Below are 15568 nucleotides of genomic sequence, written 5' to 3' on the forward strand. Positions count from 1 at the left end.
TGTACGGTACGAGTAAAAATGATTCAGCACAGCAAAATCTATTACTTAATTGCGGCGTCTAAACAAAAGTACAATTTTTCTCACGTATAATAATTAGAAACAATGCAAAAAGGAAATCACAATCTCTTAAATCATAATGATATCATAGCATCTTTTGCTAAATTGCTTTCGGCTCTTTGTGAGGAAGGCGAATTTAGATATGAACCAGATTATTTAACTGAAATTTTCGAGAGCATTCTTGAAGCTGAAATAGGCAATGACCTTAATCTGCGAACAAAAATGATAAATTGCATTAAAACGAGTAAAATGCTGGCAAAAGCACTTGAATCATTCTCAGATCAACAAATCGAAAACGCCTGTATTGAAATTATTAATGCATAAAAATTAAAAAAAGTAAATATGCAGAAAAAATGGTTTCAATTGCCGAACTTTGACCAGGAAATAAGCACTTAAACGGCTTTTAAGGTTGTTTAAGGGCATAATAAAATTAAAAAGATAACAAGAAGTATCTTTATGTTGTCTTTTTGTATTAGACAAAAACTTTATCAACTTATCATGAAAACTTATGCAGTACTTTTTATCGCAATTACGGCTGCTTTTTCTTTTAAATGTTTTGGGCAAAGTACCAATCACACTTCAAACATTGCAGCATTAGGAAACACAACTTCTCAGTCCAATAACTTGTCTAAAGATGATCTTGTTATAGTGGCTTACGATGTTGAGGAGACAATTAATATGGCTTTTGGAAAAAGAATTACCAAATACGAAGTTTCCAAATTGAGTATGGTCAATACATATGATCTTGGACCGCACAATACCAGAGTCGTAACACCAGTTTATGGAAAAGCAAAAGTAAAAACTGTAGAAGTAGGCATGCAGTCAAAAGCTTTTGTAGATACAATTAGAACTAATATTAAACCCATAAAAGTAGATGTAATTGCGCCGGCAGAAGCGCGAAAATATTTGACTATAGATGTAATCGATACATATGAAAAAGTTTTAGACAAAGGCTACACATCTTTAGACATGCTTATAAAAGTTGCAGACAGAGCTTACTTTGATGATGATTTTGCTATTGCAGTAAAATACTATTCACAACTTTTTAGTCTAACGAATAATTTGGATTCAATGTATTATTATCGCTATGCACAATCGCTAAAAGGAATAAATCAAATCGAGAAAGCCGATGAAATGATGAAGCTGTTCGAAATTAAAAATTCTGCTTATAAAGTAGTGAGAGAATAATTCAATCATTACTGACTAAAAAAAAGACTATCACGAAAATGATAGTCTTTTTTTTTTGCTTCGCAAAGTTTTAGAGGATCTTGTTTACGTTGGTGCGAGAGATAACCCAATCCGTTTCTGACGAAGTCATATACTGAGGAATGGTTTGTTGCTTTTATTTTCCAATCAACACTTCATATTCTTTTGGTATTGTTACTCCATTAAAGTGGTTTGTCAAGCCGTAGAATATTACAATTGTTATGATAAGTCCTAAAATCAAGATTGCAATTGATTGTCTTTTTGGCGACAGTCCAAAAACAATTTTCTCCATTTTTTTGTTATGAATTGAAGCAATATGGCCAAAAAAGGATAGAATTGCGAGTCCGTAGTAAGGGATGAAAAACAAGTTAAATGGAAATGAGTTTAATCCAGCTACTCCAAAATAGAAGTTTGTGTCAAGTTTTAAAAAAAGGCGTCCACTTAGAACAGCGCTTAAATGAACGATAAAGAAAATTGATAAATAGAGGCCTGTCCATAGCTGTAATTTGTCAAATTTAGAAATTGCTAATTTTTTATTTGTTTTAAAAAGTTTCAGTCCTGAGATAATTTGAAGAACCACAGCTAATAACAAAATGGTTTCAGCCAAAATATTACGATAAAAAATTCGTAAAGTATTCATTGTTTCAATGTGATCCTGAGCGCCAAAAACACTAATAAAGTGATTGAACAAATGTAGGCCAATAAAAATCGTGATTGTTAACCCGGAAATATAGTGAAGATTCTTGATTGTCATTTATCTTAAGAGTTTATTTTAACGATTTGTTAAATGTAATAAACTTTTACGGATCAATTGAAAACTGGTAGAGTGAGTAAAAAAAATACCGTAAAGGGCGCTACGTTTTTTTACTCTTAGTCTTTAGAAGCATTCTTAGATAAAAATTTTTGCGTTCTCTGCGATATAAAATAGTTAAGGAATATATTTTATGTTTCTCTAGAATATTTAACGTTGATCTTCTTTTGCGTTTGATAGGATAAACAATCTTGAAGTATTGATTTCAGTATGTTCTTAAACAAAAAAAAAGACTATCATGAAAATGATAGTCTTTTTTTAAGCTCCCTCTCTTGGGCTCGAACCAAGGACCCTCTGATTAACAGTCAGATGCTCTAACCAACTGAGCTAAGAAGGAATCACCTTAAAGGTAAATATGTTTGCTAAAAAGTTGCTCCCCCTCTTGGGCTCGAACCAAGGACCCTCTGATTAACAGTCAGATGCTCTAACCAACTGAGCTAAGGAGGAAGTTGTTGTTCTTTTTAGCGAGTGCAAATATAGAGCATTTTTTAGTTTCTCAAAAATATTTTTGCACTTTTTATTAAATATTTTTTCTACTTAACAATTGCCTTATAAATGTCGTTTCCGTTAGCAAATAGTAGCAGTGCGATAAGTAAAACGAAACCAACCACTTGTGCGTTCTCTAAGAATTTATCACTCGGTTTTTTACCGCTAATTATTTCGTATAATAAAAACATCACATGACCACCATCAAGTGCCGGAATTGGCAATAAATTCATAACTCCAAGCATAATTGACAATAAAGCAGTGATTGTCCAGAAAGCTTCCCAGCTCCAAGTACTCGGAAAAATGTTGAAAATTGCCGCAAAACCACCAACTTGTTTGTATGCTTTTGTTTCTGGATTAAAAATCATTTTAAGTTGTTTTCCGTAACTTACTAATTGATCTTTACCTTTTGTTAGTCCAACCGGAATTGATTCAAGCAAGCTGTAGTTTTTAGTACTAATTTTATAGTAACCTAGTTTTTCTAAAGATTCCATGTTTAAATTACCAACAGCAACGCCTAATTTTCCTTCGGCAGAAACTTTAACAGTAACTGGAACTTTTTTCAAATCACGTAAAACAACAGCAGGAAGTGTTTTTCCTTTATTGTTTAATAAAATCGCTGTAACCTGATCATAATATCTTGCATCTTGACCATTAATACTAACAAATAAATCTTTTGGTTTTATAGCTGTATTCTCTGAGTCTTCAAGAATATTAGCCACAGCAAAAGGAATTCTCATATCGACAAGATGTCCTTTTTTAGTTTTTGACAACTGATCAACAAAATCAGTAGGTATTTTTATCGTTTGTTGTTGTCCGTTTCTTTCGATCAAAATTTCTTTTGCCATGATAATTTTCATGGTCAAATCATTGTCGAAGTTTGCTACACTTTGTCCATCAATAGCAATAAGCTTATCACCAGTTTTGAAACCAGTTTTAATCATAACAGGATTTTCGACTAAAACGCCGTCTTTCAAATCAGCATTTGCCACGTAAGTATCACCATAAGCAAACGCCATTCCGATATAAATAATAAACGCCAGAATAAAGTTTACCGTAACACCACCCAACATGATGATCAAACGTTGCCAAGCCGGTTTAGAACGAAATTCCCAAGGTTGTGGTGGCAAAGCCATTTGTTCCTTGTCCATACTTTCGTCGATCATTCCAGAGATTTTTACATAACCTCCAAGTGGTAACCATCCGATACCGTATTCAGTTTCTCCAATTTTCTTTTTTAATAGAGAATATTTAACATCAAAAAATAAGTAAAATTTTTCGACTCTTGTTTTAAATAATTTTGCGGGAATAAAATGCCCTAATTCGTGAAGAATAATAAGTAAAGATAAACTCAATAGAAATTGAGAGAGTTTGATAACTATATCCATTTTGTATTTTTAGTTCGTAATTTAACGCACAAAAGTAACGTTTTCTGATTTAATTTAAGACCGCAATATACTACTTAAGGTTTTAAATGTTTGTTAATAATTTCTCTTACTTCCAGCTTCTTTTCTATTAAAGCAAGCAAAGCTTATTTTGCGTCTATATATATTAGTAACTCATTTGGCCTGAATGTTACAATTGCTCTACTTTAATGCTTTAATTAGATGATTTTAAATTTGATACAACTTCATTAAAATAAATAACATAGAAAAAATCCTACTATTTATTTTTTTGGTTGAGGTATTATTGTTATATTGGTCGTTTCTAAATGATTAATTAAATAAAAAAGAGAGAGATGAAAATTCAAACATTTAAATTAAAAAAAGAACATAAGATAATGCTTGTAATATGTGTAACAATAATTTACATGTTTTGTTTCTATTTTTTAGGAAAGATATGTGGTGAAGCAGCGCATCATTTGAATAATTAAGGTTAAACATTAATACAATCAATTTACATATGGAAACTAAAAAAGAGGATTACTACATTATAATTTTTGCTGCTGCAATTTTAATTTTTTTCTTTATTCAGGTATTTGAGAAAGGAATTGTTTTTGGTGAAGCTTTGGCAAAGTAAAAAAAATAATGAATCACACATGATTATTTTTGTATGTGGTTCTCCATAAAACAAAAATGAAAACAGATAAAAATATTTTAGAACCCCTTTTTATAGGAAAAAAACACAAGCAAGTTTTAAGTATATTTTATACTTGCCTACTGTTTATTTTTATGTTTTATTATGCTGGAAAGGTAATTGGAGAGGCTTTATATTTTGCTACTCACTAAAAAGTATAATTTTTTTACCACTTATTACAGGAAACAGACGAAAATCACAATTTCTGGAATAAACAGATTTCGCTTTAAATGTTTGTTAATTAATAAACATTTAGATTTCCAGTTTTGATAAGAAGCTTTAACTTTACTTTTTTAAACATTATTCTATTCAATAGATAGTGTAAAAACAACTAAAAGTTATAATTATGGCTTCAATATTATTCTCTCCCTTTACGATAAAAAAAATCACTTTAAAAAACAGAATCGTTATTTCGCCTATGTGTCAATATTCTGCAGTTGACGGATTTGCGAACGATTGGCATTTGGTGCATCTTGGAAGCCGTGCCAGCGGAGGCGTTGGCCTGATCATTCAGGAAGCCACAGCGGTTTCTCCGGAAGCGCGAATCTCTCCGGCTGATTTAGGGATTTGGAAAGACGAGCATATAGAAAAATTAAAAACGATCAATCAGTTTCTTGTTTCTCAAAATGCTGTTCCCGGAATTCAATTGGCGCATGCCGGACGAAAAGCAAGTGTTTCGGCTCCTTGGGAAGGCAATAAAAAGTTAGATTTTACGCAAGGCGGATGGCAAACAGTTGCCGCAAGTGCGATTCCATATCATGATAACGAACCCTTTCTTCCGGAAGCTTTAGACAAAAACGGAATCCAAAAAGTAATTTCAGATTTCAAATCAGCCACAAAAAGAGCAGTTGAAGCAGGTTATAAGGTTATGGAAATTCATGGCGCGCACGGTTATTTATTGCACCAGTTTTTATCACCATTAACCAATGTTAGAACAGACGAATATGGTGGAAGTTTTGAAAACAGAATTCGTTTTACATTAGAAATTGTAGCAGCAGTTCAATCAGAATGGCCTGCAGATTTACCCTTATTTGTTCGCATTTCAGCAACAGATTGGGCAGAAGGCGGATGGAATCCTGAAGAATCAGTAAAACTTTCAATAATTTTAAAAGAAAAAGGAATAGATTTAATTGATGTTTCATCAGGCGGATTAGTTTCGCATCAAAAAATAGAATTGAAACCGAGCTATCAGGTTTCTTTTGCAGAAAAAATTAAAAAAGAAGCTTCGATTTTAACCGGAGCAGTTGGTTTAATTACCGGAGCCAAACAAGCCGAAGAAATTTTGAATAGCGGTCAGGCCGATTTAATTTTGTTTGCCAGAGAATCATTGAGGAATCCAAATTTACCTTTAGATTTTGCCCGAGAATTAAACGAAGCTATTCAGTGGCCAAAACAATATGAAAGAGCTAAGATTTAAATATTTTTATGCGCAATATAATTAGTGTAAATTAATGTAATTTGTGGCGAAAAAAATCTTTTTAATCACATTAATCTGTGGCAAAATAAAAACAAAAAAAATGCAAAAAATAAAAACAGCACTATTATCATACGGAATGTCGGGGAAAGTTTTTCACGCTCCATTTTTAGATATTCACCCCGGATTTGAATTATTAGGTTCTTGGGAAAGAAGCAAAAAGCTAATTCAGGAAGATTATCCAACTGTAAAAAGTTATCCATCTATAGACGAGTTATTATCAGACGATGTTGATTTGGTAATTGTAAATACACCAGTGGGAACGCATTATGAATATGCTAAAAAAGTGCTTTTAGCAGGGAAACATGCCGTTGTCGAAAAAGCATTTACAACAACTGTGGCCGAAGCTGAAGAATTGGCAGCCATTGCAAAAGAAAAAGGCTTAAAATTAGCCGTTTTTCAAAATAGAAGATGGGACAGCGATTTTAAAACTGTTCAAAAAATAATTAAAGAGGGAACTTTAGGAAATTTAGTCGAAGCCGAATTCCATTTTGACAGATACAATCCTTTATTGAGTCCAAAAGCGCATAAAGAAACTGCAAATGATGGAGCCGGAATTTTGAAAGATTTAGGTCCGCATTTAATAGATCAGGCAGTATGTTTGTTTGGTTCGCCAAAATCTGTTTTTGGAGATATTCGTTATACAAGAGAAAATTCACTGGTCGATGACTGGATGGATTTGTTGTTGATTTATGAAGATTTCAGAGTCCGATTAAAAGCGAGTTTTTTCGTAAGAGAAGCCAATCCGGCATATACAATTCACGGTAAAAAAGGATCATTCTTAAAACCTCGTGGAGATGTTCAGGAAGATGAATTAAAACTCGGAAAAAAACCAAACTTAGAATCTTGGGGAACAGAATCAGAAGATTTAAAAGGGCTTTTGCATACAGAAATTGATGGAAAATTAATTCACGAAAAAATTCCAACACTTCAAGGTAACTATTTTTCATTTTTTGATGGTGTTTATGACTCAATTGCAAATGATAAAAAAGAACCTGTTACCGCTCAGGACGGAGTAAAAGTAATGCAGATTATTGAAGCAGCAATTACGAGTAATGCACAACGAAAAGTTATTGATTTATAAAAATCACAGATTTATCGGATAATATTGTAGAAACGCACAGCAGTGCGTTTTTTTTATGCCCAAAGACAGAAAACCTTTGTCGCTTTGGGCCTCAGAATCTTAGTACCTTTATAAGAATTTATAAACATACAACGTTATAAATTGAGGAACTAGTTGGGTTTGGTAGTCTATAAAGTAGGTTTTTTGTACTTTTATGCTATTAAATCCAAAATGCATCAACATTGATAAATTTCAATCCACTAGCGCTATTCCAGACAAAAGGAAAAATCAAGAAAGTTTATAGAGAAGCAAAAGCTTCTTATTTAAACCGAATTCGTTTCGCTGTGGGAATGTTTTATTTCGGAATGGGATTAAGTTTTGCAACTTGGGCAAGCCGAATTCCGGATATCAAAACCGCATTGCATTTAACCGAAGGTGATTTGGGTTCTATACTTTTTGCCTTGCCAATGGGGCAATTAGTGATTATGCCATTTTCGGGAAAAATGGTTACTAAATTTGGCAGTCACCGAATTTTAATTTTCTCCTTAATAATGTATGTTTTATGTTTGGCAAATCTAGGTTTGGCAACATCAGCTTTGCAATTGTCATTGGGTTTATTTCTGTTTGGATTATTTGGGAATCTAGCCAATATTGCAGTCAATACGCAAGGAGTTTATACTGAAGTACTTTTTAAAAAAACAATCATGTCCTCTTTTCACGGAATGTGGAGTTTTGCCGGATTTAGTGGTGCATTGGTAGGATTAGGAATGTTAGCTTTGAACTTATCGCCATTTCATCATTTCTTAATTGTTGGCGGAGTTGTGTTATTAATGGTTGCTTTTAATTTTAAATTTCTGGTAAAAGCCAAAGAAAAAATAAAAAATAAAACAAGCGAAAAGAAAAAATTGTTCGCTAAACCAGACAGTGCTTTAATCTGGCTTGGAGTCATTGGTTTTTGTAGTATGGCGAGTGAAGGAGTAATGTTTGACTGGAGCGGAGTTTATTTTAAAGATATTGTAAAAGCGCCGGGACCGTTAGTAATTCTTGGTTATACATCGTTTATGATTATGATGGCCAGTGGACGCTTTTTAGGAGATGGCTTAATTAATAAATTTGGTCGCGAGCGTGTGATGCAAATTAGTGGAGTTATGATTTCGGCAGGACTTTTTACCGCCGTATTTCTTCCTTATATTATTCCATGTACTATTGCTTTCATGGCAGTTGGTTTGGGTGTCGCTACTATTGTACCAACCGTTTATAGTATGGCGGGAAAAAACCCTACTGTTCCTCCAGGCGAAGCCTTAACGATTGTTTCGAGTGTTAGTTTTCTTGGTTTTTTAATGGGGCCACCAGTAATAGGACATATTGCCGAAAGTTTCGGACTTCAGTTTTCTTTTGCCTTTATCGGAATCTTTGGTGTTCTAATTGCTTTTATGGTTTCTAAAATTAGAACTACAGCTTAATTAAGTCGCATTCATAGCTTTAAATCTCTAATAAAAACAGAGAAGCATAGAGCTAAAAAAGCAATATTCTCCAATATAAAATAGAGGATGTACTCAATATGTATTAAAAAACATTTTAATACAATAATAAATTAACAAGAAAAGTATTTCGAATTATTTTTTATTTATATTTGAATTTCAGGTCAAGAAATAACCAATGATTTGATTCTTAAATTTTTCTCCAAAAATCAGTTTTATCTTTTGAACGGAATAATTAAAACTATTTCGCAAAATTTAATTGGTGTTTTTCATGAGAAAAAAATACTTTTTGGTTATTACTTTATTGACTTTTTGCCTTGTATTTTCGCAAGAGCAAACTACTTTTCTGGGAATTGTAATTGATGCAAAAACACAAAATCCTCTTGCGAATATTGTAGTAAGTATTCAAAATTCTTCTGTAACACAACTAACAAATACAGACGGTAAATTTAAATTGCAATCTTCAATAAAAGGAGAGCAATTGCTGTTGCTTCATAGTCAGGGTTATAAAGATTTGCTGCTCAAAATTCAATCAAGTTTCGGTCAGGAAATAAACCTTGGAATACTACAATTAGAAGATAATTTTTCAGATGAAACTCCCGCAGCATTAATTACATTATTAGAAAGTGATTTGTCAGACGATAATAGTTCTTCTGAAATGACTGCAGGTCTTCTTCAATCTTCAAAAGACGCTTTTATGCAGGCTTCAGCTTTCAATTGGGGTCAAGCCCGATTTAGAGTTCGTGGTTTGGATAGCGAAAACGGAACCATGATGCTCAACGGAATGGTGATGAACAAAATTTATGACGGTAGACCACAATGGAATAATTGGGGAGGCTTAAATAATGTGCTTCGAAATCAGGAATTTTCCATTGGAGCTGCAACTTCGAATTATACTTTTGGAGGAATTTTAGGAACACAGCAAATTTTTACGCGAGCTTCAATGTATAGAAAAGGAGGACAGTTAACCTTTTCAGGAAGCAATACTACATTCAATTGGCGTGCAATTGCGACCTATGCATCAGGAATGAATGCTTCAGGTTGGGCATATGCAGTTTCTGCTGGAAAACGCTGGTCAGAAGAAGGTTTTTTTGAAGGAACAAATTTCAACGCCGAATCTTTTTTTATCAGTGTCGAAAAGAAATTAAACGCCAGACAATCTTTGAATTTTACAGGATTTTATACGCCAAATTCTCGAGGCAAAAATTCAGCTAATACAAATGAAGTGACTCAATTGACCAACGAAAAATACAGCTCGTATTGGGGCTGGCAAAACGGAGTGAAACGAAATGCAAGAGTAAAAAATGTCGAAGAACCATTATTAATGCTCAATCATTATTTTAAAATTGATGAGAAGACAAATTTAAATTCGAGCGTAATGTATCAGTTTGGAAAAGTTGGAAATAGCAACCTTGATTATCAAAGAGGAGACAGTCCGGATCCTGTTTATTATAAAAAAATGCCTAGTTACTTTAGTTCTTTGTATGCAAAAGATCATGGAGAATTCTCAGGAGAATTTACTCCGGATTATGAAAGTGCCGAAAAAAGCAAAGCAGCATTTTTAGAAAATTCTCAAATAGATTGGGAAGCTATGTATCGTGCAAATCAAAAAATAATAACAAATGCTAATGGTGCGGTTTTGGGTTATGAACCCATGCAAAGTCACTATGTTTTATACGAAGATCGAACAGATGATAAAACTTTTGCCGCAAGCACAAATCTGAATTCACAGCTTACATCAAATATCTTTTTTGACGGTGGAGTACAATTTCGAAATCTTAAATCTCATAATTTTCAATACCTCACAGATCTACTTGGAGGAGAATATTTTGAAGATATTGATCCATTTTATAAAGGAAACCAATCACAATCAGATTTGCAAAATCTCAATCGAAAAGTAAAAGAAGGAGATATTTACGGCTATAATTATAATTTTTTGGCCAATACAATTGATGCGTTTACACAGTTTCGATTTTCATATAATAAAACAGAATTTTATTTAGCACAATCTTATTCTTTGTCAAATTATCAACGAGAAGGATTGTATCAAAACGGAATTTATCCTTTAAATTCCCTCGGCAAAAGCCAGAAAATAAATTTTGAAAATTTTGGTTTCAAAGGTGGCTTTACCTACAAAATTTCAGGCAAACAATTGCTGTTTTTTAATGGATCACATCTCACAAGAGCACCTTCACTCCGAAATACTTTTTCGAATTCACGCCTAAATAATTCAGTTGTTGACGGGATTGAAAGTGAAAACGTAAGCAGTGCCGAAGCCAATTATGTGTATCATTCTCCGAAACTAAAAATGCGATTGACGGCTTATTATGCTTTGATTAAAAACAGTATAAAAACGTCTTTTTTTTATGCCGAAGGAATTTTTGATAATGTAGCAGGTTATGACGCGACTGATGCTTTTGTGAGTCAAACGCTTACTCATTTGAATAAAAAAAATATCGGAAGCGAATTGAGTTTTGAGTATCAAATGTCATCGACATTAAAAACTAATTTTTCTGCAGCTTACGGTAATTATACTTATGATAGTAATCCGGATGTTTTAATTACGAATGATGCCAATGCGTTAAAAACAGATAAGCAAACAACGTTTGATTTTGGTAAAGCTTACATTAAAAATTATAAACAAGCGGGAATGCCTCAGCAAGCTTATTCTTTAGGGCTAGAATATCGGGATCCTAAGTTTTGGTGGCTTGCCGCAAATATCAATTATTTAACAAATAGTTATATAGATATTTCTCCGGTTGCAAGAACGTCACAATTCTATAGTAATCCTGCAAACGGATTTCCTTTTCCGGAAGCGACAAAAGAACGCGGTGATGAATTGTTAAAACAAGAAAAGTTCGATCCAATTTCATTGCTAAACATTTCGGGAGGAAAGTCTTGGCGTGTTTATGGGAAATATGTAGGGCTTTTTGCAAGTATAAATAACGTTTTGGATTCGACGTATAAAACTGGTGGTTTCGAGCAGGCCAGAAATGCCAATTTTAGAGCTTTAAATCAGGATATTTCCAGCGGAACTCCTTCTTTTGAACCCAAGTATTATTATGGCTACGGCCGAACTTATTTTGTAAATCTTACAATTGGCTTATAATTTTAAAGATATAATATTATGAAGAATAGATTTTTAAATTCATTTTTGGGATTGTCATTATTGTTTATTTGCAGCTGCAATAACGAAATTGAAACTCCTAAACTAGAATGTACACAACCAAATTTAACGGTAAATAAAACAGTCGAAAAAATTCATGAACTGTCTGGTACTGTCGCGAAACAATATGTTTATGACGATATTATAGAAGCTTATGTGGTTTCGAGTGATGAAGGAGGTAATTTTTTCAAAAGTATTTCATTTCAGACTTTGGCAACAGCAAAATTCCCTGCAATTGGTTTTAGTGTTCCTGTTGATGCTTCAAATACTTACATCGATTATCGAATAGGTAATAAAGTATATGTAAAACTTAAAAATCAGTTTACAGATTTATATTATGGCGGATTGCGAATCGGGAGTTTGTATGTGAGTAATGCCGGCGATCCTACAATAGGTAGAATTTCGCAAAATGAATATAAAAATGTTCTAAACGCATCATGTGTCGTGATTGACGAAAGCCAATTGGTTGAGTCCTTTTCTGTAGAAGAAGCTTTAGACGACAGTAAATTAAATACATTAATAGAGTTAAATGATGTTGAGTTTGCAGAAGCGGCAATTGGGCGTCATTATTTTGAAGAAACAAATAATGTTGGAGGATCTACGAATTGGAATTTAAGGGATAAAACCGGAAATCAGATTATTTTCAGAACAAGTAGTTACGCTAGTTTTGCAGATCATCTTGTTCCTGAAGGAAGCGGAAAAGTTCGAGGAATTTTGACCAAATTTGGATCTGATTACCAAATGATGGTTCGTTCAGAAAAAGATGTTGTAATGAACGGGAAAAGAAATGTTCCGTTTTTTGCAGAAGATTTTCAATCTGTAAAAAATAATGTAAATTTTACGTTGCCAGGTTGGAGCAACATTGTAGAAAAAGCTACAAAATTGTGGAAGAGTATGGTTTATGGCGGCAATGGTTATGCCGAGTTTAATACCACAAGCACAACAGCCGCCGAAAATATAGCATGGCTGGTTTCTCCTAAAATTAATTTGGCAGGTTATAAGAATGCTGTATTGTCTTTTAGAAGCGCACAACATGATTTAAAAGTTGATTCGCCGCTAAATTCTTTAGAAGTTTATGTCTCAACTAATTTTGACGGATCAAATATCAGCAAAGCAAAATGGACAAAATTAACTGCGAAATTCCCATCATTGTCTACACCAGCGCGTCAGTTTATAAGTTCTGGCGGAATAGATTTATCGACCTATTCAGGTAATATTCATATTGCATTTAAGTATATAGGATCCGGAAAAGATAAAACACTCAACGGTGCTTTTATGGTAGACGATGTTAAGATTTTTGGCGAAAAGTAGGTTGCATTTTTGAAAAGTGTATTTAATGTGTTGATTTTTAGCGGGAAATTTAATAGTGTACTGTTTTTGAGATTTAAACTGTTAAAATTTGATAGAATTTTGTATTTTGGTCATCCCAAATCAATACAAATACCACATGAAAACCTACTTTATCGCCATCATGATGATGGTTTTTCCATGCTTATTGCACAGTCAGGATCAGGATGTAGCTCCGGTTCGATTAAAACAAATTAATATTGTTAAAACAAATTACCAGAATTCTAAAGACGGTGAAATTGTAAACAAAACCGTAATTTTTAAAGACGGTAAAATACAAACAATAACTACTTCTGATGTTGTACAGCATTTCTTTTACAACAAAAACGGATTGTTAGATATGACTGTTAAAGACAAAGTTGGCAGCGATTGGAAAGAGGTGATTAACTACACTTATGACGCCGATAAAAACATTACTAAATTCGTTAAAAAATACCAGGAAGGGCCTGATTATATTACGAAAGTAGTCACTTTTGGTTATGAAGGTGCACGAGTAAAAGTAACAACGAAAAAAAGTACAAACCATCAAAATTTAGTCGATGATATCGAATATATTGTCGAAAACGGTATCATTGTGAGACGTACTTCACGTGATCGAAACAAGGCAATTATTGGCAAAATTGAATATGTTTATGTGAATGATAATGTTATAAAGCACAAAGGTTTGGTGGGAGATAAAATTTCGAGAACATATACTTTTGATGATAAAAAATCTGTAGATGCATTAATCGTTCAAAATTTGTTTGGTGACAATTATAAAGTAATTGTGCCAATGATTTCATATCACGAAGACGAATTTAGTTTTGAGGCGATCTCATATAATAATGAAATGAATTTTAGTCCATCGTCGACTGTATTAGTTGGCGTGAGCAGAAAATACAAATACAATAAACAGAACTTCCCAATTTCGTGTTCGCAGGTTGAGGAAAACGGAATTGTAAAAACAGAAAAAACTTTTATTTACGAGTAATTGTTTGACTATTCAATTTAGTTAAAACCATTTAAAATTAAATTTTATTGAGATGAACGTCTTAATTATTTTTGATTTTTAAATGGTTTATTTTTTTTAGTAAGTGATAATTTCCCAAATAGAACTTAAAAAAGAAATTCTATAAGTGTTAGTACCTTACAAATCATTAAATTTGCACCTTATTCAAAGCTATGTTAGAAAAAGAAGTTATAAATTTTGAGAGAACAGCCATTGTTGGTATTGTGACTCAAAACCAAAGTGAGGAAAAACTTAACGAATATCTGGATGAATTAGAGTTTTTAACTTTTACCGCTGGAGGTGAAGTTATTAAACGTTTTTCGCAAAAAATGGAACGCCCTAATCCCAAGACTTTTGTTGGAACTGGGAAAATTGAAGAAATCAATCTTTTTGTAAAAGAGCACGATATATCGACTTTGATATTTGATGATGAATTGTCGCCATCACAACAAAAAAATATCTCTAAAATTATAGATTGTAAAATCTTAGACAGAACCAATTTAATTCTGGATATTTTTGCACAAAGAGCCGAGACTTCTTATGCAAGAACTCAGGTTGAATTGGCACAATGTATCTATTTGTTACCAAGACTTTCTGGTTTATGGACGCACCTTGAGCGTCAAAAAGGAGGTATTGGTATGCGTGGACCCGGAGAAACTGAAATCGAGACAGACAGACGTATTGTACGTGACAGAATCTCGTTGTTGAAAGATAAGATCAAAACGATCGACAAACAAATGAGTATTCAAAGAAGTAATCGTGGTGCGATGGTACGCGTGGCGCTGGTAGGTTACACCAATGTTGGGAAATCGACGTTGATGAATGCTGTTGGTAAAAGTGATGTTTTTGTTGAGAATAAATTATTCGCAACTTTAGACACAACTGTTCGAAAAGTAGTGATTAAAAACTTACCCTTTTTGCTTTCAGATACGGTAGGTTTTATTAGAAAATTGCCGACACAATTGGTTGATTCTTTTAAAAGTACTTTAGATGAGGTTCGTGAGGCAGATTTATTATTACATGTTGTAGATATTTCGCACGCTGATTTTGAAGATCATATAGAATCTGTGAATAAAACATTGTTAGAAATCAAGAGTAATGATAAACCAACAATTATGGTTTTTAATAAAATTGATGCTTACAAACATTTGACAATTGATGAGGATGATTTGATTACTGAAAAGACAAGAAGACATTATACTCTTGAGGAATGGAAACAAACCTGGATGAGTAATGTTGGAGAAGATAAAGCCTTATTTATTTCGGCAACACAGAAAGAAAATTTTGAGGAATTTAGAGAAGTAGTTTACGAAGCAGTTCGTCAGATTCATATCACGAGATTTCCTTATAATAAGTTTTTGTATCCGGATTATAAAGATGCAATTGAAAAAGAAGAGGAGCAGGAATAAATAA

General features: G+C 33.0%; 12 protein-coding genes and 2 tRNA genes. 10 read left to right on the top strand and 4 right to left on the bottom strand.

The window, feature by feature from the left end:
• Positions 1–102: 102 nt before the first annotated feature.
• On the top strand, positions 103–381 hold the full coding sequence (locus ACHRVZ_RS08850; protein WP_395421966.1) for a hypothetical protein: 279 nt from the start codon (positions 103–105) through the stop codon (positions 379–381).
• A 174-nt stretch (positions 382–555) separates the two neighbouring features.
• Positions 556–1245 carry a hypothetical protein gene (locus ACHRVZ_RS08855; RefSeq protein WP_395421967.1) on the top strand — a complete coding sequence of 230 codons (690 nt, stop codon included), beginning with the start codon at positions 556–558 and terminating at the stop codon, positions 1243–1245.
• A gap of 154 nt (positions 1246–1399) precedes the next feature.
• Here ACHRVZ_RS08855 and ACHRVZ_RS08860 read toward each other — a convergent pair whose 3' ends face one another.
• From ACHRVZ_RS08860 to rseP, 4 genes are all read right to left on the bottom strand, one after another.
• A complete protein-coding gene (locus ACHRVZ_RS08860) occupies positions 1400–2017 on the bottom strand; it encodes a hypothetical protein (protein ID WP_395421968.1) in 618 nt (205 codons plus the stop codon).
• A gap of 320 nt (positions 2018–2337) precedes the next feature.
• Positions 2338–2411: transfer RNA gene (locus ACHRVZ_RS08865), tRNA-Asn, on the bottom strand.
• Positions 2412–2447: 36 nt separating this feature from the next.
• Positions 2448–2521: transfer RNA gene (locus ACHRVZ_RS08870), tRNA-Asn, on the bottom strand.
• An 86-nt stretch (positions 2522–2607) separates the two neighbouring features.
• Entirely contained in the window at positions 2608–3948 is a 1341-nt protein-coding gene (gene rseP / locus ACHRVZ_RS08875) for an RIP metalloprotease RseP (RefSeq protein WP_395421969.1), read from the bottom strand.
• Positions 3949–4635: 687 nt separating this feature from the next.
• Here rseP and ACHRVZ_RS08880 point away from each other — a divergent pair.
• The 8 genes from ACHRVZ_RS08880 to hflX all read left to right on the top strand — a co-directional run bounded on the left by ACHRVZ_RS08880 (position 4636) and on the right by hflX (position 15564).
• Entirely contained in the window at positions 4636–4788 is a 153-nt protein-coding gene (locus tag ACHRVZ_RS08880; protein ID WP_395421970.1) for a hypothetical protein, read from the top strand.
• Positions 4789–4982: 194 nt separating this feature from the next.
• Positions 4983–6053: an NADH:flavin oxidoreductase/NADH oxidase gene (locus ACHRVZ_RS08885; protein WP_395421972.1), complete on the top strand. Its 1071-nt coding sequence runs from the start codon at positions 4983–4985 to the stop codon at positions 6051–6053.
• 100 nt (positions 6054–6153) lie between these two features.
• On the top strand, positions 6154–7194 hold the full coding sequence (locus ACHRVZ_RS08890; protein ID WP_395421973.1) for a Gfo/Idh/MocA family oxidoreductase: 1041 nt from the start codon (positions 6154–6156) through the stop codon (positions 7192–7194).
• Positions 7195–7415: 221 nt separating this feature from the next.
• Entirely contained in the window at positions 7416–8636 is a 1221-nt protein-coding gene (locus tag ACHRVZ_RS08895) for an MFS transporter (protein ID WP_395421974.1), read from the top strand.
• 289 nt (positions 8637–8925) lie between these two features.
• Positions 8926–11763, top strand: coding sequence for a carboxypeptidase-like regulatory domain-containing protein (locus ACHRVZ_RS08900; RefSeq protein WP_395421976.1), 2838 nt, complete (start codon positions 8926–8928; stop codon positions 11761–11763).
• Between the two features lie 18 nt (positions 11764–11781).
• Positions 11782–13131, top strand: a complete 1350-nt coding sequence (locus ACHRVZ_RS08905; protein ID WP_395421978.1) for a DUF5689 domain-containing protein — start codon at positions 11782–11784, stop codon at positions 13129–13131.
• A gap of 136 nt (positions 13132–13267) precedes the next feature.
• Positions 13268–14137: a hypothetical protein gene (locus ACHRVZ_RS08910; protein ID WP_395421980.1), complete on the top strand. Its 870-nt coding sequence runs from the start codon at positions 13268–13270 to the stop codon at positions 14135–14137.
• A gap of 191 nt (positions 14138–14328) precedes the next feature.
• Positions 14329–15564 (top strand): GTPase HflX, encoded by a 1236-nt coding sequence (gene hflX / locus ACHRVZ_RS08915; RefSeq protein WP_395421981.1) that lies wholly within the window; start codon positions 14329–14331, stop codon positions 15562–15564.
• Positions 15565–15568: the final 4 nt, after the last annotated feature.

It is taken from the genome of Flavobacterium sp. FlaQc-57 (genome assembly GCF_044007395.1).
Lineage (GTDB): Bacteria > Bacteroidota > Bacteroidia > Flavobacteriales > Flavobacteriaceae > Flavobacterium.